The sequence below is a fragment of the Cytobacillus sp. GQ23 genome (assembly GCF_059758675.1).
Map to the genome: position 1 here is coordinate 26,795 of NZ_JCAXER010000014.1, position 18,994 is coordinate 45,788.

The 18,994-nt window shown below is 41.3% G+C and carries 16 protein-coding genes; 3 read left to right on the forward strand and 13 right to left on the reverse strand.

Annotation, left to right across the window (positions count from 1 at the left end):
- Window positions 1-10: 10 nt before the first annotated feature.
- The 5 genes from AC6CHU_RS13010 to AC6CHU_RS13030 all read right to left on the reverse strand — a co-directional run bounded on the left by AC6CHU_RS13010 (window position 11) and on the right by AC6CHU_RS13030 (window position 4,828).
- Entirely contained in the window at window positions 11-880 is an 870-nt protein-coding gene (locus AC6CHU_RS13010; protein WP_159869491.1) for a carbohydrate ABC transporter permease, read from the reverse strand.
- The gene (locus AC6CHU_RS13015) at window positions 877-1,854 is read right to left on the reverse strand and encodes a carbohydrate ABC transporter permease (RefSeq protein ID WP_159869494.1); all 978 of its coding nucleotides are present in this window, start codon (window positions 1,852-1,854) and stop codon (window positions 877-879) included. Before AC6CHU_RS13015 ends, AC6CHU_RS13010 begins: the two co-directional genes overlap by 4 nt.
- Before the next feature lie 349 nt (window positions 1,855-2,203).
- Window positions 2,204-3,496: an ABC transporter substrate-binding protein gene (locus tag AC6CHU_RS13020; protein WP_159869497.1), complete on the reverse strand. Its 1,293-nt coding sequence runs from the start codon at window positions 3,494-3,496 to the stop codon at window positions 2,204-2,206.
- A 209-nt stretch (window positions 3,497-3,705) separates the two neighbouring features.
- Window positions 3,706-4,317: a hypothetical protein gene (locus tag AC6CHU_RS13025; protein WP_159869500.1), complete on the reverse strand. Its 612-nt coding sequence runs from the start codon at window positions 4,315-4,317 to the stop codon at window positions 3,706-3,708.
- Window positions 4,292-4,828, reverse strand: a complete 537-nt coding sequence (locus AC6CHU_RS13030) for an RNA polymerase sigma factor (RefSeq protein ID WP_159869503.1) — start codon at window positions 4,826-4,828, stop codon at window positions 4,292-4,294. The genes AC6CHU_RS13025 and AC6CHU_RS13030 overlap by 26 nt, the downstream gene beginning before the upstream one ends.
- A 698-nt stretch (window positions 4,829-5,526) precedes the next feature.
- Here AC6CHU_RS13030 and AC6CHU_RS13035 point away from each other — a divergent pair.
- A complete protein-coding gene (locus AC6CHU_RS13035) occupies window positions 5,527-9,825 on the forward strand; it encodes a S8 family peptidase (RefSeq protein ID WP_201306599.1) in 4,299 nt (1,432 codons plus the stop codon).
- 54 nt (window positions 9,826-9,879) lie between these two features.
- Here AC6CHU_RS13035 and abc-f read toward each other — a convergent pair whose 3' ends face one another.
- The 6 genes from abc-f to AC6CHU_RS13065 all read right to left on the reverse strand — a co-directional run bounded on the left by abc-f (window position 9,880) and on the right by AC6CHU_RS13065 (window position 14,981).
- Window positions 9,880-11,643, reverse strand: a complete 1,764-nt coding sequence (gene abc-f, locus AC6CHU_RS13040) for a ribosomal protection-like ABC-F family protein (RefSeq protein ID WP_498121992.1) — start codon at window positions 11,641-11,643, stop codon at window positions 9,880-9,882.
- A gap of 334 nt (window positions 11,644-11,977) precedes the next feature.
- Window positions 11,978-12,178, reverse strand: a complete 201-nt coding sequence (locus AC6CHU_RS13045) for a hypothetical protein (protein WP_159869512.1) — start codon at window positions 12,176-12,178, stop codon at window positions 11,978-11,980.
- Window positions 12,179-12,424: 246 nt separating this feature from the next.
- Window positions 12,425-12,562, reverse strand: coding sequence for a YjcZ family sporulation protein (locus AC6CHU_RS13050; RefSeq protein ID WP_019381584.1), 138 nt, complete (start codon window positions 12,560-12,562; stop codon window positions 12,425-12,427).
- 45 nt (window positions 12,563-12,607) lie between these two features.
- Complete coding sequence (locus tag AC6CHU_RS13055; protein ID WP_076256869.1) at window positions 12,608-12,712, reverse strand: YjcZ family sporulation protein; 105 nt, start codon at window positions 12,710-12,712, stop codon at window positions 12,608-12,610.
- Between the two features lie 198 nt (window positions 12,713-12,910).
- Window positions 12,911-14,443: a flotillin lipid rafts scaffold protein FloT gene (gene floT, locus AC6CHU_RS13060; RefSeq protein WP_498121995.1), complete on the reverse strand. Its 1,533-nt coding sequence runs from the start codon at window positions 14,441-14,443 to the stop codon at window positions 12,911-12,913.
- A gap of 16 nt (window positions 14,444-14,459) precedes the next feature.
- Window positions 14,460-14,981, reverse strand: coding sequence for an NfeD family membrane protein (locus AC6CHU_RS13065; RefSeq protein WP_159869627.1), 522 nt, complete (start codon window positions 14,979-14,981; stop codon window positions 14,460-14,462).
- A gap of 289 nt (window positions 14,982-15,270) precedes the next feature.
- Between AC6CHU_RS13065 and AC6CHU_RS13070 the strand changes: the two genes are divergently transcribed.
- Together AC6CHU_RS13070 and AC6CHU_RS13075 are read left to right on the forward strand one after the other, a co-directional pair.
- Window positions 15,271-15,573 (forward strand): hypothetical protein, encoded by a 303-nt coding sequence (locus AC6CHU_RS13070; protein ID WP_159869518.1) that lies wholly within the window; start codon window positions 15,271-15,273, stop codon window positions 15,571-15,573.
- 90 nt (window positions 15,574-15,663) lie between these two features.
- Window positions 15,664-16,470 carry a glycerophosphodiester phosphodiesterase gene (locus AC6CHU_RS13075; RefSeq protein ID WP_236566312.1) on the forward strand — a complete coding sequence of 269 codons (807 nt, stop codon included), beginning with the start codon at window positions 15,664-15,666 and terminating at the stop codon, window positions 16,468-16,470.
- 43 nt (window positions 16,471-16,513) lie between these two features.
- Here the strand turns inward: AC6CHU_RS13075 and AC6CHU_RS13080 are convergent, their stop codons facing one another.
- Both AC6CHU_RS13080 and tgl read right to left on the reverse strand, forming a co-directional pair.
- The gene (locus AC6CHU_RS13080) at window positions 16,514-17,977 is read right to left on the reverse strand and encodes a UDP-N-acetylmuramoyl-L-alanyl-D-glutamate--2,6-diaminopimelate ligase (RefSeq protein ID WP_498121997.1); all 1,464 of its coding nucleotides are present in this window, start codon (window positions 17,975-17,977) and stop codon (window positions 16,514-16,516) included.
- A gap of 216 nt (window positions 17,978-18,193) precedes the next feature.
- Entirely contained in the window at window positions 18,194-18,934 is a 741-nt protein-coding gene (tgl, locus tag AC6CHU_RS13085) for a spore coat transglutaminase TGL (protein ID WP_159869527.1), read from the reverse strand.
- Between the last annotated feature and the right edge of the window lie 60 nt (window positions 18,935-18,994).

Below are 18,994 nucleotides of genomic sequence, written 5' to 3' on the forward strand. Positions count from 1 at the left end.
GCCGGTTTTGTTAACCTTTCGTACCAGATGCAATATTTGAACCTTCTATAAAATGTTTCTGAAAGAAGAAAAATAACAGGACCACAGGCAGTAATACCATTACTGACATGGCCATCAGGTAATGCCATTGTGTCTGTACAGTTCCCTTAAAGGTTTGAAGACCAATTTGCAGCGTGTAAAGACTCTCATCATTTAAATATAATAATGGTCCAAGTAAATCATTCCATGCGCCATTAAATGAGAAAATCGCTACAGTAATAAGCGCAGGCTTCGTCAACGGCAGCATAATATGCCACCAGATCTGAATATGATTTGCGCCGTCCAGAACAGCAGCTTCAATCAGTTCATTCGGAATGGTCATCATAAACTGCCGAAGCAGGAAGATGAAAAAGGCACTCCCCAAAAAGGCCGGAACAATCAGCGGCAGATACGTATTTCCCCAGCCAAGTTTGGAGAATAAAATGTACTGTGGCACCATAGTGACAAACCCTGGTATCAGCATGGTTGATAACACAACTATAAACAAGGTATTTCTTCCTTTGAAACGGATTTTCGCAAATGCATAAGCAACCAGCGAATTGACAATAACGCTTCCCGCCATTCCGCAAAAAGCAATAAAGAATGTATTCATAGCCCACCGGGTAAAAGGTGCCGTTTTCCATGCTTCCACATAATTCGAAAAATGAATTTCTTTTGGCATAAAGGTCGGCGGATATTGAGCTATCTCAGCAGGAGATTTCAGAGAAGTTGATATCATCCACCACAGCGGCGATATTACCAGTACACTTCCTGCTAGCAAAACGATGAAAACAAACGTCTGCTTTAATTTATCTTTGAACTTTTTCGTCTCATAAAACTTCGGTGCGGCAGCTGTTCTCATTTATTATCTCCCCCCTCATAATGAACCCATCTTTTACCGATTTTCATGTTAATGATTGTCAGTATCATGACGACAATAAACAATAGCCAGGCCATTGCAGAGGCGTAACCCATGTCAAACACCTCAAACGCATTATTCCACATATGGAGATTATAAAACAGAAGTGAATTTCCAGGTCCTCCACTTCCATTCTCTGTCATGACATAAGCTTCCTGGAAGATTTGAAATGAACCAATTGTACTTGTCAGCACATCAAAGAAAATAATCGGCGAGATCATCGGCAATGTGATATAAAAGAATTTCTGAATTACACCTGCCCCATCCAGGTCCGCTGCTTCATAAAGGGAATTAGACACCCCCTGCAGACTTGCCAGATATAGAAGCATCCCTCCTCCGACACTCCACATTTTCATCAATAGCAAAGCTGGCTTTGTCCACTCAGGGTCAAACAGCCATGCCGGCCCCTCAATCCCAAACCATGCCAGGAACGTATTAACCAGGCCTGTTGATGGACTCAGCAGCTGCATCCATAAAAAGTAAACCGCTACACCTGAGAGGATAGCAGGCAGATAATAAAGTGTGCGGAAAAATTTCATGCCTTTTACTTTCTGATTCAAAAGAACCGACAGAAATATCGCCCCTGCAGTGGTCAGCGGGACAGAGAAAAAAACGTAATAAAGAGTATTCCACAGTGATGTTTTAAAAAGGTCATCAATTGTAAACATTCGTTTAAAATTATCAAGTCCGATAAAGTTCATTCTTGAAGTAATATTATAATCTGTAAAACTGGCGAATAAGGAAAATAATAGCGGCCCAAGTGTCAGTCCCAGAAACCCGATTATCCATGGGCTGATAAAGAGATATCCAAAGATATTGTCTCTTGTTTGGCGGGACAGCCGTTTGTGTGATCCTTTTTCCTGTTTCTCTGCAAGAGCTGATCCCCGGCGTTCAATCGTTGTTTCGTATAATTTCAACCCATACACCTTCTTTTTATTGTATTTATAAGGCTCTTTTCGTATAAATTGTTGTTTTTCACTTTTCAATATTGTCCGTTGATTGCAGCGAGAGGATGCTCTCTTTACGCGGGCAGGCGGTGAGCCTCCTCGGCGCTACGCGTCTGCGGGGTCTCACCTGTCCTGCTACTCCCGCAGGACATTGAATATGTTTCCCTGAGTACACACCGCACGAAGAAAATGCGTATGCATTTTCGAGGATCTCTCACCTTCCGCTACAATCAACTCAATAAATATAATACAAATAGCAATAGCCTTTACGAAAACAGCCATTTATAAAGAGAGAAGGATGGCTCCTTCTCTCTTTGTTCTAATTTTTCTTTAGTTTTTCAACATCGTTTTCCGCTTTTTCCAGCGCTTTTTCTGGCTTGGTTTTACCAAGCAGAACATTGTCTATATGCGGATTAATGCGATTCTGGTAATCAGGGTACTCTGTCGGAACAGGGAACATTTGCGTTTGATCCAGATTTTTAACTGTAGCCTCATACACATATTGATCTTCGCCTTTAAGCTCTTTAACCACGGCTTCTGCTGCTTCTATATTTGCGACATTATCATAATTCTTCATAGCCCAGTATTTTTGGGCCTCAGGACCTGTAAGATATTCGATAAACTTCATAGCTTCCTCAGGATGTTTGGCTCCTTTCGGTATTTCAGCTACGAACCCGCCTCCATCACTCCAGTTCCCAGAACCTTCTTCAAATGCAGGAATCGGCGCAACACCAAAATTTATATCATTTCCATAATCACGAATTTGTGTGTAAAATGTACCGATATCAACCCACATGGCCACTTTGCCGGCAATGAACGGATTGGACTGTTCACTTCCAAATTCCGCTTCAAAAGACTGAACCGTTTTTTCGCCTAGACGCTCCTTCCATCCCAGCAGCCACTGTAACGCTTCCTGTTTTTTAGGTGTATTGATATAAAGTTCGCCATCTTGAATAAATCCTTTTCCACCATCAGCGCTTGTCATCCAGCTGGCAGCACCAATACTGCCCCAGAGCGGATAAAAGCCAACTCTCTCATAACGATCTCCGTCTTTAATATCCAGCTTCTCAGCATACTCCTCCAGCTCATCCCATGTCGCAGGGGGTTTTTCCGGATCAAGGCCTGCTTCTTTAAAGGCATCTTTATTGTAAAATAGCAATCTTGTATCTGTGTTAAATGGAACGGCATAAGGCTTGTCTTCGTACATTACCGACTCCCATAAATGCGGATAAAACTGGTCTTTAAACGAATCATCGATATACTTGCTTAAATCTTCTGATTGTCCATTGTCTGCCCGCTGGGCGACTGTGTTAATATCGTTGATGATAACATCTGCAGGATTACCTGCAGCAACGGATGCCAGGTTCTTTGTCCAAATATCTCCCCAAGGCAAATATGTATGCTTAACAAAAACTTCATCCTGTGATTTGTTAAAATCATCTATAATTTTTTCAATGATTGGCCTTCTTGTTTCTGAACCCCAAAAACTCCAAAAATCAACAACGACCTTTCCATCCTTAGTCTTTTCTGCCTGAGCACTTTCTCCGGAACAGCCTGCTAATGTGCCAATAAGCAGGCATGCGGAAATAATAAAAAGAAGTCCCTTTTTCATGATGCTCCCCCTAATTTTTATAAATTTCAGCTTCATGCGTAAGCCTATTCCCTGCGCACAGGAATAAAATGGCCGGCAAATTAAAATTCATTAACTAAGTATGTAGTACCCTGCCAATCGGGAATAAAACATTTATTTGAAAAATATCTCGATATTTGGCAAATCTCAGCCGTTTCTCCCTAAAAAAAAGACCCCTTACAGGAGTCAAATTAATGGGGGTTATGAAGGCTTTGTGTGATTGCTTCTAAGTATTCAATAAATATATCACCTTCTGAAGAAGGAACTGAATAAATGTCTTCACTGTTCATTAGCTTGAAATAAGTTTTCCCTTGCCCGTTCCAGACTTTTATCTTTACTGGCTCTTTTCCCTTTAAATTAAATTGGATATCATAGGAAGGGCTGGCATCTTCAATGACTGTCTCTGCAGGAATGGCCGAGTTTATGGTATTTCTTGCCGTGTTTTCCCACTTTGGATCTTTTACAATCGCCGTTTCAGCGGTATATTTTCCATCCGCTGAGAAGGATTTCTCATCATCTGATAAAGCAATCATTGTTTGGCTTATTATACTATTTCCGAGAATCTCTGAACTGCTGCTGCCTCTGGACATAGAATCCTCTGAAAATATAATGAAAGCGAACATCACACAAGCAGCCATAACAGCGGCGGCAGATAAAATTCCCGGGAAAATATCTTTCTTTCTTTTAGGTTTTTCTTCAATGCTGCTCAATATTTTTTGCAGACTCTCCTGCTTTTGCTTTTGCGACCGCGGAATATGTCCTAATTCTCGAAAGGAATTATCGGATCCGAATGAGCTCTTCATGGATTTCCCCCCTTTTCTGCAATTCTTTTTTTAGCGCTGCGAGTGCCCTGGAAGTGGTGATTTTCACTTTGTTTTCGGTCCAATTCAAGATTTCGGCCGTTTCCTTGATCGAAAACTCCTTTATTTTTCTCAAAATCAGCACTTCTTGGTAGCTTAATTTCAAGCGGCGTATTGCTTCATATAAGAGTGTAACTTTTTCACCCTTAATCATTATCTCTGTAGGAGTAGCTTCATCTGATTGGAGCTGGAATTTTTCAATTGAGAAAAATTTGAATCTGCTTTTTTTGCGCAAATAATCAATGGCTACATTTCTTGATATCCGGACAAGCCAAGTAAAGATCTGGGACTCTCCATTAAATTGATTCATATATTTGTAAGCTTTAATAAATGTGTCTTGAGTCAAATCTTCGGCCACTTCCTTATCATTTACGAGAAGAAATATGTATCCATAGATTCGATCGCTGTATTCGCTGTATATTTCTTCAAACACTTCTGCCGATATTCTCTCCATAGTGGCGCCCCCTCGCATATTATTAGACGAATAAGAATCAGAAAAGAAACACTTTACCATTGTTTAAATAAATTTTTAGAATTTCTTTAAGGATAGTCATAATCCAAATCCCGATCATTTTTCCTATATTTCAAAATAATATGATTATTTAGTATCAATATTGGGGTGAATACGAGAAAGTGCCTTTTTAACTGTAACTTTTTTTCACCCGCATTTTATCAGTAAATAATAGCTAAAGTTTCACTCCAGACTACCCATCTTTATATTTCAATTTTGGAATTTCGGATACTGGTATCCTTTAAATGCTTGCCCCTTATATTTATTTTAACATTCTGCAAAATTACCGCCTCCCTCCTTTTCCTTATTTTTCCCAAGAAAAATAAGATTGTATGGAAAAGCGATACTTTTAATCTATAAATAACCATAAAAAGTTCATTCTTTAAGCCTGTAACCCTGAGTGAACCATGAAACCAATTAGCTATTTTAATAAAGCAGCTTCAAAAATCTCTGTTTTTCGACAATCTCCGCCCATTAATTTAGCTAAAGTACATGATAACGGAAGGGTTTTCCATTTTTGGAAATACCCACAGGAGGTGGTTGTGTTCTGAATTTCAACCTGCATTTTTAATGAATTGCCAAAACAAGGAGGGAATTTTTTGAAAAGAAAAAGGAAAACAATTAATCGCATTCTTTATGTGATGCTGACAGCTTTTCTGATTTTGCCGCTGATGTTCCCAGGCATGGGATCGGCAGAAAGCAAAAGCTCTCCGCATACTTCAGTGAAGAAAGCGGCGCCTCAAACCGCAAAAAGCAAAATTAACAGCTCTCTGCTAAAACAATTTGATAAGGAAGATAAAGTAACATTCCTGATAAAATTCAAAGAACAAGCTGATGCTCAAGCAGCAGCCAAGAAGGCTGCAAAAGAGGCTGCAACTCAAAAATTGACTGCCTCTAAATCAAAATACATGAAACGATCTGCAGTACTCTCCTCACTAAGATCTACAGCAATTGAAACTCAAAGCCATGTCGCCGATTTCCTTCAAAAACAGGAAAAAGACGGCAAAGCAAAAGATGTTCAATCCTTCTATATCGTCAATGCAATTGCAGTAACAGCCACAAAGGACGTTATGGAGCAAATCGCAGTATTTCCTGAAGTAGAAAAAATTCTTCCAAATGAAACAAGACAGCTTCACAAGCCGGTAAAAGAGGCCAAAAAATCTCTTAAAACACAAGCAGAAACCAGCTCGATCGAATGGAATATTGATCGTGTCGGAGCTCCTGCCGTATGGGAAATGGGAATTGACGGATCCGGTACAGTCGTTGCTTCCATTGATACAGGTGTTCAGTGGAACCACCCGGCATTAAAAGAAAAGTACCGGGGCTATAACCCAGCACAGCCAGATTCCCCATCACATGAATACAACTGGTTTGATGCCACTGCAGGCCAATCAGTTCCTTATGATGATCAAGGCCACGGAACACATGTAACAGGAACAATGGTCGGATCCGAACCAAATGGAGCCAATCAGATCGGAGTTGCACCTGGTGCGAAATGGATCGCGGTAAAAGCCTTTACTGCAAGCGGCGGAACTGATGTAGATCTTCTCGAAGCCGGTGAATGGATCCTTGCTCCAAAGGATGCAGACGGAAACCCTCATCCTGAAAAAGCGCCTGATGTTGTCAATAATTCTTGGGGCGGCGGACCTGGATTGGATGAATGGTATCGTCCAATGGTGCAGGCATGGCGTGCAGCTGAGATTTTCCCTGAGTTCTCCGCAGGAAACACTACTATATTTAATCCAGGCGGACCTGGTTCAGTTGCTACACCAGCAAACTACCCGGAATCATTTGCTACTGGTGCAACTGATATAAACAACGGCTTAGCAAGCTTTTCACTGCAAGGTCCATCTCCGTATCAGGAAGTAAAGCCTGATGTATCAGCACCTGGAGTTAACATACGTTCCTCAGTTCCAGGAAGCAGTTATGAAGGCGGCTGGAATGGAACCTCTATGGCCGGGCCGCATGTTTCTGCAGTTGCAGCATTGCTCCGTCAGGTAGACTCAAGCCTGACCGTGGAAGAGATGGAGGAAATTCTTCTTACAACCTCTACTCCTTTGACAAATGGTACTTATCCTGAGACACCTAATAATGGTTTTGGTTACGGACTCGTCAATGCCTTCGATGCGGTTTCTTCCGTATTGACCGGCCTGGGTAAAATTAAAGGGCAGGTTGCAAAAGAAGGAGATGACTCCGAAGCTCCTCAAGCCAATCATGAAGCACCTCAGGAAACATATGCAGGAATGGATCTCGCACTTGACTTGACTGCATCCGATAATGTAAGTGTCACAAGAGTGGATCTCGAATACTTAAAAGCGGACGGCAGCTGGGCCGCCATCGAGGCCAATAGAACAGCTGGAAACTACAAAGATGGTACTTACCAGGCAGTAATTCCTGGAGAAGACATCGCAGAACCATCTGTAACTTATAAATGGAAGGTTAATGATTTTGGCGGAAATTTAATTGAAACGGAATCCTATGAAGTGGCAGTAAGACCTGGAATCAGCATTGGCTATTCTCAGGACTTTGAATCACAGCCGGCCGGCTGGACTTTATATGGACCGGAAAACAGCTGGGAGTGGGGAGTTCCAACTTCAGGTCCTGGCAATGCGGCATCCGGTGAAAAAGTTTATGCAACAAAACTTGACGGCAACTATGCAAATAGCGCAAACATGAACCTGCAAATGCCACCAATTGACCTGCCGGAAGGAAATGCCTACCTTCAGTTCAAGCAATGGCATGAGCTTGAAAATAATTATGATTACGGCCATGTATTCGTTTCGACTGACATGGAAAACTGGGAACAGGCTCTTCGCGTTAACGGCACTTCAACAGACTGGGGTAATGCAGAAGTTGATTTAAGTGCTTATGCAGGACAAAGAATCTATGTAGCCTTCAATGTGACTACAGATGGTTCTGTTCAAAAGCAAGGCTGGTATATCGATGATGTCCAATTATCTGATACTCCTGCTCAACCTGCAGGCAAAGCCAAGCTTGGCATCAGCAAAGAAAAACCTTCCACAGAACTAAAGAAAGATAAAGTGAACCCTGATAAGATTGCTCCAAAGAAAGATGTCCCTGCGAAAGAGGATAATAAACAGCAGCAGCCAGCCCCAGTATTATTACCGCTTACAGCTGAAGTAAGTGTACTGGAATCTGGCAGGTCAGTATTTACTAATCCTCAAAACGGATCTTTTGAAATGACGCATGCTTCAGGTGATTTCACTGTAAAGGCAGAAGCATACGGATATCGTTCTCAAACACAAAATGTAAATATTCCACAGGATGGAGAAGCAACTGCTAACTTTGTCCTTGAAGAAATTCCAAAGGGAACAGTTACAGGTGTTGTGACTAACGAAGCAACTGGCGAGCCTGTTGCGAATACTACTCTTCTTTTAGTAGAAGACGCAGCAGTACAGCCGGTAACAACTGATGAAAACGGTGAATATACACTAACAGCATACGAAGGAACATACACATTAAAAGCAATGGCACCTTCCTACTATAGCACCGAGCAGAGCATCACGATCGAAGGCGGTTCTTCAATAGAGCAAAATATTGGACTGAAGCCATTTATCGGATATCCGGGTGAAATTGGATATGATGATGGTACAGCTGAAAATGCACGTGCATTCTACGATGCCGGCAATGGCTGGGCAGTTAAGATGTCTCTGGCATCAGGCCATGACAGCGCAATGGTTACCGGCGGCTTATTCCGCTTCTGGGATACCAGCTGGCCGACTCCGGGCGGTACAGACTTCAAAGTGGAAGTATATGATGCAAGCGGACCGGATGGAGCCCCAGGCAAGAAACTTGCTGGACCATTTGAAGCAACAGCATTAAGAAACGGTGAATGGACACATGTAGACCTCAGTGACGAAGGAATCGTTGCAAACGGCGACTTCTATATGGTATATATCCAATCAGCACCAAATCCTAATGCTCCTGGCCTTGGCACAGATGAAGATGGAGAGAATGCAGGACGCAGCTGGCAGCTTGTAGGCGGAGCATGGTCACCGGCGCCTGAGGATGAAGGAAACTATATGATTCGCGCGACAGTGAATTATGAAGTTACAGCACCTGTCATTACTTCTCCAGCGGACGGAACATTTACGAATGAGGGTAAAGTTACAGTTGAAGGTACTTCCGCTCCTACAACTACTGTAAAAGTATTTAATAATGGAGAGGAAGTCGCATCGGCTGAGAGTACAGACGAAGGCACTTTCTCAGCAGAAGTTTCACTTACTGAAGGGGAAAACACTCTTACTGCCAAAGCATCAACAGAGTCAGGGTCCACTGATGCCTCTGAACCTGTAAAAGTAATATATGACAAGACAAAACCCGAACTGTCCATAACAAGCCCTGCAGATAAATCAAAAACAAATAAAGAAACAGTCACTGTTAAAGGAACCGTTTCTGACGATAACCTTGATTGGGTAAAAGTAAACGGCCAGACAGCAAAGGTTACAGACGGTGAATACTCTCTTCGCATCCTGCTGGATGAAGGTGAAAACACCATTACGGTAACCGCACAGGATAAAGCGAAAAACAGTGAAGAAAAAACAATCACAGTCGATGCTAAATATACCGCTCCAGCCATAGAAAATCTTCTTCCTGCAGAAGACAAGGAACTCAAAAAAGGCGAATCGGTAAAAATCGAATTTGATAGTGAACCAGGGTTAGAATCGACCTTTGTCATCAGAATGCCATTAACAAATGCTGGCGGCAAGCTGAATAACGCTACTGAGCTTCCAATGATGGAAACTTCCCCAGGCCATTATGTCGGCTACTATACTGCCACTTCAAATGTAAAAGCGCCTGGTGCCGAAATTGAAGTGAAAGTGACCGATGACTACGGCAATGAAACCCGTAAGACTGCAGAAGGCAAACTATGGATTAATGCAAAAAAGAAGGATAACAGCAGCACTAAAAAGAAGTAAATGTCAGATGGAAAGGCAGGCCCATTTTATTGGGGCCTGCCTTTTTGCAATTATTTATTTAATAATGTTCTTTTTTTCATTTAATAAGGCATTAAACTCCTTATCCAATTGGGCATATTTGCTGTCACCAGGAGCAAGCAGACTGAGTTCACCAAGTACCGCATTAATACGGTTATCAATAACCATAATCTGCTCCTTTATCGAATCATGATCTTTCTTCTGCTCGGCGCTTCTGGATTTCATAAGATATTCCTTCAGATTCATTTCAAATCTGGTAATTTTATTATTTTCAAAAACAAGCAATCTTGTGCTCAGCTTCTCCAAAAAGTATAAGTCATGCGAAATAATGATGAGTGTTCCGGTAAACTCCTTTAGCGTTTTTTCGAATTGCTCCCTGCTCGGCAAATCCAGGTGATTGGTAGGTTCATCTAAGATAAGAACGTCATATTCCTTTAAAAGCATGTCTGTGAGCTTAACCCTGATTCGTTCCCCCATGCTAAGCTGTCCAATCGGCTGATTCAGCTTCGCTTCCTTCATGCCCAGATTTGCTAAAAGAGTCCTTGCCTTGTAAATCTGCTCACGTTCGCTGAGGTCAAGTACTTCCATGGCGTTTTTTGTTAACGGTAAATCATTAATAGCCTGGCTTAAATAGGCAATCTTTAAGGTGCTGCTAATCCAGAGTTCCCCATCAGAAGGCGATACCTCTTCGAGCAGCATTCGGATTAAAGTTGTCTTGCCGGACCCATTGGATCCAAGAATCCCTATTTTTTCACCATGCTTTATATAAAACTGGCTATCCTTAAAAAGAATCCGGTCTCCAAACCTTTTTGAAAGGTTTTTTGCTTCGATGATCCTCTTCCCTCTTTTCCCGGACGAATCAAATTGAAAGTGAACTTTCGCCTCTTCTGCCGGCTTCTCTATTTTATTTTTATCCAGTTCCTGCTGAAGCCTTTTCATTTTTGACTTAACCTGCTGATCCATCTTTTTGGCTTTCACCCTGTGATATTCTTTAAAGCCCATCTGTCTGTTTTCGGATGGGCTCCCGCCTTTAGTTGATTCCCTGTGAGCCTTTTCCGACCATTTTTTTAAATTGGCCATCTGATGTTCAATCCGTTCGATTTCTCTTTGCTGTACATCAAATTGATGAAGCTGATCATCATAATTTTTCTGTTTTTGCTCCCGGTAGGCTGTGTAATTTCCGTTATACATGGATATTATGCCTTCCTGGAGCTCAAAAATCCTGCCGACAGCCTGATCAAGGAAATGACGGTCATGAGAAATGATCATAACAGGGCCACTGAATTGGCCAATTTCTCCAATAAGCCACTCAATCCCCTGTAAATCCAAATGATTGGTTGGTTCATCCAAAATCAGCATATCTGGCTTTGATGACCAAATTTTAGCTAATGAGAGCTTCAAGCTTTCTCCCCCGCTTAAAGAATCAAACCTTTCAGGTTGCCATTCATGAAGTTTTGAAAGTCCTAATCTGCTTGCCTGATGAAGAACTTCTTCTTCCGGACTTTTATCAGTAACATGAATATCACTGACAGAATAATCTGCTGACTGGTGCAGATAGCCAATTCTATATGGATCCTTCATCCGTTCAATTGTGCCTTTATCCGCCTGAATACTGCCGAATAAAATATTGGCCAATGTAGTTTTCCCTGTGCCATTTAAGCCAACAAGACCAATACGATCCTGCTGATAAATATCGAATCCTATATTAGAAAAAACCGTTTTTTCTCCGAATGATTTTTGAAGATCCCTTGCCATAATAACCGGTATGCTGTTGTAGCTGCTGATTTTATTTGCACACATAAAAAAACCTCCCCCATACCCGGAGAGGACTGTGCACCCATTATTGTATGTGGTGCAATACATAAAAAACGCGCGCCTAAAAAGATTTAATCAGCTTACAGACAAATAAGCAGATGTTACTTCCGATAAGGAATGACTAAAAAAGGGCACACTAATCCTATGTTCTCCGGGTTAAACTTTTTAAAATATAAAAAGATACCAGAAAAAATAAGATTATAACTTCATGCCCCTAAATCATCCTTTCAACCTGTTTGATTGTAGTATATAAGCTTCTGGCTTTTATTGTCAATAGGCTCACGTTCGGCCATTCAATATTTGCATCTGCCGGAAATCATTAATCAATTCGGATATGCTTATTGGTAAGCTCCTTCAGCAAATTTAATATCACAGCTCTTTCCTCCAGATTAAAGCCGCTTACCCATTCCGAAACAAGTTTATACTCGCTTTGATGCATCTCCCGCTGAAGTCCGCCCTCCAAAATGGAGTATATTTCCATCATTGTGTTTTCCCGATCCTGTGCTTTAAGTTCATCCAATTTACAAACCTCCTAGTTCTTTTATGCTGCTTCTTTTCCCCATTTGGCACCTTTGGAAACACATGATGGAAGTGCAGTTCGCGGTGAGATCTACTTTCCCGCAGTAATACCCCTTTAGTACCCAGGTTTCTTCCGGTTTGCGGGGCCAGCACTCCGTCTGCGGGCAAGTCCCCTTCTGTCTGGCACATTTTGAAATATGTATGAATACAAAAGAAAAGCAGGTCTCCCTGCTTTTCTTTAAATCTATTACCATTTGAAGCAAGAAGCTCCTACGATGATTAACAGGATAAATAGAACCACAATTAGCGCAAAACCGCCGCCGTATCCTGCGCCGCCGTATCCTGCACCGCCGTATCCACAGCCGCCATAACCATAGCCATACATTATAAAATCCCCTCCCTTGCCGATTAAATCTGTCTGCTTATTTTATTAGTAGAATCCACCGTAACCCCAAGAAGCACCGATAATAATCAGTAAAATAAACAATACAACTAAAAGGGCGAAACCGCCGCCGTATCCGCAACCGTCTGACATAGTCAATTACCTCCTTTGTTTGATTCAATATATCCTATTCAATTCACCCAGATTGTGCGATAGACGAATACACAGTTTTCTCCACAAAAAAGAAGCCTCCGTGTGAAGGCTTCAGATTTATGTTGATACAACAGTATTTCCAGGTTATTTCCCCAGATAAAAATAGGCATTTTCATTAATTCTTATAATCGAGTGTGATTAGATATCTTTAGGTTGCTCCACTGGTTCTTTCTGTTTAATTTCCTCGGTCAGCTGCTCCAGGCTTTGGCGGACATTTCCTTTGCCCGAAAAGTTTTGGAGAAGCTCTTTCACGTCAATGCCGGAAGAAGCTTTCAGGCTCTCCTGCATCGTGGACATCAGGTTGGTGGCATAGCCTGTTACTTTATTGGCACCTCCATTACTGCTGTCGCTTCCTGTATCAACCACTGTAATCTTATCAATATTCGATAACGGACTTGCAAGCTGTTTTGCATATTCCGGAAGCATTTTAATAACCATATCCATTATAGCCGCCTGGCCGTACTGTTCAAATGCCTCGGCGATTTTTCTCTTTGCCTCAGCTTCAGCCAGACCTTTGAGGCGAATAATTTCCGCATCAGTTTCACCTTGTGCGCGCTGTGAATCAGCCTTGGCTAATCCATCTGCCCTAACCCTTTCAGCTTCCGCGCGGGCCTGTGATTCAATCCGGTATTGGTTAGCATCCGCTTCGGCAATTTGTTTTTTCTTTTCTGCCTCTGCTGCCTGCTCAACAGCATACCTGTCTGCGTCTGCTTTTTTCTTCACTTCGGAATCATATTGGCGTTCTCTTCTTAATATTTCTTTTTCTTCAAGCTCAATTTGCTTTTGGCGTTCTATAATTCTGATTTGCATTTCATGCTCCGTAACTTCCTGCTTGGCTCTGGCTGTCTCAAGGTCATATGCCTGGTCAGCCCGTGCTTTGGCAATATCCTGTTCCCTTCTGTAGTCAGCCATTTTCATTTGATTTTCTTTCTCGGCTTCAGCTATTTCAGTTGCTCTTTCAAGTTCTGCCTTTTGGGCATCCTTAGCTGCTTCTGCCCGTTTAATCCGGGTTTCCTTTTCAGCTTCAGCTGTGGCAATATCTGCATCCCGCTTAACCTGGGCAATTCTTGGCCTTCCTAGTGAATCAAGATATCCATTTTTGTCGCGGACATCTTTGATTGTGAAAGAAACGATGATCAAACCCATTTTTGACAGATCCTGTGACGCTACTCTTTGAACCTCCTGGGAAAATTTATCCCTGTTTTTATATATTTCTTCGACAGTCATAGATCCCAGAATTGATCGCAAATGCCCTTCAAGTACTTCTTTCGCTTCATTTTCACGATCTTCCTTCGATTTTCCAAGGAACTGTTCTGCAGCAGTAGCAATTTCCCCAATACTTCCGCCAATTTTTATTATTGCAGTTCCGTCCGCCATAACAGGAACTCCCTGTTCGGTATATACCTCCGGAGTGGTCACCTCCAGTTTGCTTGATAGGAGGCTAAGTGGCTCGGCCTGCTGAAAGACAGGAAGTACAAAAGTTCCTCCGCCTCTGATTATTTTTATCTTGTTTCCTGATTCGTCTACATGCACATTTTTGCTGCCCAAATAACTGCCTGTAACGATTAGCGCCTCATCAGGCCCTGCAGTCCGATATTTTGTAATGAACACACCAAGAAGTGCAATCAGCAAAAATGCTGCAATTCCAATGACAACCCAAACCATCAACATATTGTGTCCCCCTCATCTATAATTCTTTATAATCGATTACTTTAATAACTCCATTTGCAACTTCAACAATCAGCACTTTGCTGCCTTCCGATATAGACGTATTTTCGTAGCTTGAAGCAGGCTTGGAAATTCTCCCGCTTATATTTTCTATTAATACCTCACCGAAACCATTCTCCGGTATAGGGATTAATACCGTACCTACTCTTCCCCTTAAAGATTCATCTGTATAAACGAGAGATTCTTCCGCAGATGATAATGGTATAAGAACAAAGATATTCAGTAATATATCCAGCAATACAGCAATAACAGCTGCTGTCAAGAGAATGACAACGTTATTAAGAGAGGTTGTCATTTCTAAAATGTATCCTGCAGCGGATAGAAAAGTGATAAACGCCAGAATCAGTACTGGGTTTAGAAAACTGCTCTCACCAGCTCCGTCTGCCATATCTCCGAAAAATACATACAAAATAATTAAGATGCCAGAAAAAATAAGTGTGCTGAGATAAACCGTCTGAATAGGAAAACCAAATAGTTCCATAACATGCACCCTATCCATTTTTATTGTCCGTTTATTAACCACATGCCTCCTTCCCTTTTACTTTTTCAGTTTAATTTATATACGGGCAGAGACCTGTAATTGTTTCATTTTTCTAAAGTTTTCCCATATTAATCCTGCTAGCTGTTCAGCTTGTCTGACTTTCAGCCTACTTTAGTCATTTTCTTTACTATTTCCGCATACCTTATTTGAGGATTAAAATCCCCATTAGGATTAAACCGAGAGAAATGGTGGAATAAACACTATATCTTGTTAGCGGAGGGATAGGATTATGACAAGATCTGAATTGCATAAGGAGAAGCCCGGGAGCAAAATTATGCTAATGTCAATTTTCCTATTGGGATGCTTAGCTGCTGCCTTTACAGCATTATATTTTTATTCTCAAAGCCTCATTACAATAGAAGCCCCCAAAAAAGAACTGGGGGAGAAAATTATTATTAAGCTCCCTTCCGGAAAGAGTGTATTTACATATGAAAACCTTGTTGTTGAAGAAGAAGGAAAACTTTTTTATAAAGGAGAAAGAAATACTCTGGATTTAACAGGCGGTACCATTGTTTATGAGGAATGGGAATGAACAGGAAATAAGACTCGTTTTCAAAGGAATTCTCTGCATTTGACAAAATGTTTTCACATCCTTTAAGATGAGCAAAAATGGCGAGGAGAAATGACTTTGAAGGTAATGAAAAATATTTATTTTACAGCTTTAGCTACAGTTATTTCATTTTTCGGCATTAAAAAAATGGCAAATACTGCACATAAGATAAAAAAAATAGGCCACCGGGGAGTTGCCGGCTACTGTCCGGAAAACACTTTTCCTTCATATGACCGTGCAATTGAAATGGGAGCAGATTATCTGGAAATTGATGTTCAATTAAGCAAGGATGGAAAGCTTGTCGTGATTCACGATTCCCTTGTAGACCGTACAACTGACCATAAAGGAAAAGTCTCGGACTTTACCTTTGATGAGCTTAGAAAAATGGATGCCGGCAGCTGGTTTTCTGCAAAATTCAGCGGTGCCTGTATCCCTTCTTTTGAAGAGGTCTTAGACAAATATGCCGATCGTGTCGGGCTTTTAATTGAATTTAAAAAACCGTCCCTCTATCCAGGCATTGAAAAGATGATCGCCGAGGAACTTAAAAATAGAAAACTTGATGCAAAAGGTAAAGACCATATTATCGTGCAGTCATTTGATACAGCTTCCATGAGATTATTTCATGATCTGATGCCGGAAATCCCAGTCGGCGTCTTAATTAACTATCCTCCAGACAAAATAGAGATAAAAAATATTGCCGAATATGCAAGCTACCTGAATCCAAAGTGGACTGTGGTTAATAAGCGCCTGATTGATCTGATTCATTCAAATGGCATGAAAGCAATCGCCTGGACTGTGCGTTCAAAGAAAGAAGCAGAAAAATTGAAACATTATCCACTTGATGGCATTGTTGCAGATTATCTAGATCTTATTGAATAGACAAAAATAGGGTGCAGTCCGAATAATGGCCTGCACCCTTTGTTTATAAAACAGCCTGTTTACTTCCAGTTTCCAGCAGCAGCTTTAAGGTTTCCAAATCATTTTTAGCCGGCAGAACAAATGCCTTTTGATAAGCTTCAGGCCCCTTCCCAGTTATAAAGATCCAGTCATTTCCCTTTGCTTCTGCCCAAGCTTTCCGGATAGCCAATGTCCGGTCGGCGATCACTTCACCCTTACCGTCTCCATACTCTTTATTCAGAGAATTTAATTGACTTAACATTTCACTTTCACATTCATCATTAAGGTCATCAGCGGTCAAATAAAATTTATGGCAGTATTTTGCTGAAGCTTTAATCATATCCACACGCTTTGATTGATCTCTTCCGCCCCGGAATCCATAAATTTGAAAGATTCTTCGAGCTCCCTGCTGTCTCGCTGTATCAAGACAATATTCAAATGCATCTACTGTGTGGGCATAATCCACGACAAACTTAGCTCCTGATGGATGAATTATCATTTCAAAACGGCCAGGTATACCCGGAAATAAAGCCAAAGCCTTAATCATATCTTTTGGGTCAACCCCCAGATCAAAACCTGTCAGGAAAGCCATTGCCGCATTATAAACATTATGGTGGCCAGGAAGAGGAAATTCAATTTCATAAGACTCACCTCTCACCTCCAGAGTAAAAACTGTCTTCCCATTAATAGCGGTGACTTTTATTGAACAGCACTTTTGTTCACCTAGCATAATCATAGGAATCTTTTCATTTTGCAAATGCTCTGCCATCTTTTCTCCCCATGTATTATAAAGGTTGACAACTCCTTTACCGCCTTCTTTTAACAAGGTGAATATTTTCTTTTTATCATAAAAATACTGATCCATATTTTCATGATAATCAAGATGGTCATGAGCAAGATTAGTAAATAGTGCATAGTCCAATTCCAGGCCTTCTGTTCTTGACTGTTCCAGTGCATGAGAAGAAATTTCCATAACGACAAACTCATCATGGCTTTCACTCAGCATTTTTTGAATCTGCAAGGCGTCCGGCGTCGTATTGCTTGTCCTATATTCCTTATTATTTATTATGTTGGATACAGTTCCCAAGAGGGAGCAGGTCCTGCCTGCAGTCTCCAAAATATGCTTTAAAATATAGGCAGTGGTGGTTTTCCCATTAGTTCCTGTTATGCCTATTATTTTATGCTTTCTTGAAGGGCGATCATAGAAACAGCTCGCCAGTTTCCCCAGACAAATTCTGCTATCTGTTACTTGTATGTAGGGAACAGTTAATTCAATTGCTTCCTCTCCTAATACAGCAGCCGCCCCATTTTCAACAGCTTGTCCAATAAAATCATGTCCATCTGCCTGAAAGCCTTTAATAGCAACAAAAAGGCTCCCTTTCCCCACTTTTCGTGAATCCATTTCAATCCCTGTAATATTAGGATCGTTTGAAGGCTCACCCATCTCCCCGCTATCCTTAAGGCAATTTATAACCTGGGATAATTTCATTCTTCTGTCTCCTTTAATGTATAAACATCAAGTAATTTGGTGTATAGTCATTATCTTTTGTTTTCCCTCATTCACAGGAAATATGCCATCTTGGGGATAGAAATATAGGGGTTTGGAGAAATTCGTCTTTATATACTAGAACTAAGGATAAATCTGGGTGAATCGCTTCTGAAAAATAAGCGATTCACCCTATTGAATTGTCGGCTTATTTGAATTTCACACTAAAGACAAGGGCCTCTTGGCAAACTGTGATAGATATTTCACGTTCAATCGGCTATGCTGTGAAATCAGATAAGCATCCCTTGTAGCACCTGGCTTTCTTAGCGTATTTAGAGCTCTTATCATCCCTGCCTCATTTTCCATGCCTATCCCATGCCCAAAGAACATGCCCCCGCCCAAATAAACGGAATTCTCACCTGTCCAAACTGGATGATCATAATCAGGATTATAAAAATAAACAACGTCACCAGGTATGAAATTCCGGCCCCTTTTGGTAACAATCGACAGGTCATGGTCATAATTCCAGTCCCAGACAAGAAGTCCCTGAAATAATGTATTGAAGCGGCTGACAGAAATGGAGTCCAATACAGCTTTATAAAAAATCAGCACAATGGCTGTTGTACATTCAAAGGCATATTCCCAGCTGTTCATGAACACATCCATGATCGCATCTGACGGTAAAACAGATGGATCAAGCAGGTAACCATATCTTGTTCTTCTCCATATGCGCGGATTGAAGCGTGATGTGTTAAAGGGTGCAAACTCTACACGGCTCGCATGAAGCTGCCTGGCTGCTTTAATAATATTTTCCCTTAAAAGGATATCAAATAGCAGTTCATGCATTGAATCGTATTGATGAGTCTCAGGGCTGCTCTCCAGCGCCAGATAAATTTCACGCTGAACTCCAAAAAAGCTGGATGGCCCCGGTTTATTCTGATTATTCGAAAGGATAATCATTGTCTTCCCCCCTTCAAATGAACTTATAGTAGCTTATGGTTTCATTTGCAGGAGGGTTCC

Bases quoted from the DNA above. Each gene is read 5' to 3' on its own strand.
- AC6CHU_RS13070 (WP_159869518.1), top strand. From the start codon at position 15,271: ATGACAAGATCTGAATTGCATAAGGAGAAGCCCGGGAGCAAAATTATG.
- floT (WP_498121995.1), bottom strand. From the start codon at position 14,443: ATGTTGATGGTTTGGGTTGTCATTGGAATTGCAGCATTTTTGCTGATT.
- AC6CHU_RS13020 (WP_159869497.1), bottom strand. From the start codon at position 3,496: ATGAAAAAGGGACTTCTTTTTATTATTTCCGCATGCCTGCTTATTGGC.
- AC6CHU_RS13035 (WP_201306599.1), top strand. From the start codon at position 5,527: ATGCTGACAGCTTTTCTGATTTTGCCGCTGATGTTCCCAGGCATGGGA.
- abc-f (WP_498121992.1), bottom strand. From the start codon at position 11,643: ATGTGTGCAAATAAAATCAGCAGCTACAACAGCATACCGGTTATTATG.
- AC6CHU_RS13025 (WP_159869500.1), bottom strand. From the start codon at position 4,317: ATGAAGAGCTCATTCGGATCCGATAATTCCTTTCGAGAATTAGGACAT.
- AC6CHU_RS13075 (WP_236566312.1), top strand. From the start codon at position 15,664: ATGACTTTGAAGGTAATGAAAAATATTTATTTTACAGCTTTAGCTACA.
- AC6CHU_RS13050 (WP_019381584.1), bottom strand. From the start codon at position 12,562: ATGTATGGCTATGGTTATGGCGGCTGTGGATACGGCGGTGCAGGATAC.
- AC6CHU_RS13010 (WP_159869491.1), bottom strand. From the start codon at position 880: ATGAGAACAGCTGCCGCACCGAAGTTTTATGAGACGAAAAAGTTCAAA.
- AC6CHU_RS13055 (WP_076256869.1), bottom strand. From the start codon at position 12,712: ATGTCAGACGGTTGCGGATACGGCGGCGGTTTCGCCCTTTTAGTTGTA.
- AC6CHU_RS13030 (WP_159869503.1), bottom strand. From the start codon at position 4,828: ATGGAGAGAATATCGGCAGAAGTGTTTGAAGAAATATACAGCGAATAC.
- AC6CHU_RS13080 (WP_498121997.1), bottom strand. From the start codon at position 17,977: ATGAAATTATCCCAGGTTATAAATTGCCTTAAGGATAGCGGGGAGATG.
- AC6CHU_RS13065 (WP_159869627.1), bottom strand. From the start codon at position 14,981: ATGGAACTATTTGGTTTTCCTATTCAGACGGTTTATCTCAGCACACTT.
- tgl (WP_159869527.1), bottom strand. From the start codon at position 18,934: ATGATTATCCTTTCGAATAATCAGAATAAACCGGGGCCATCCAGCTTT.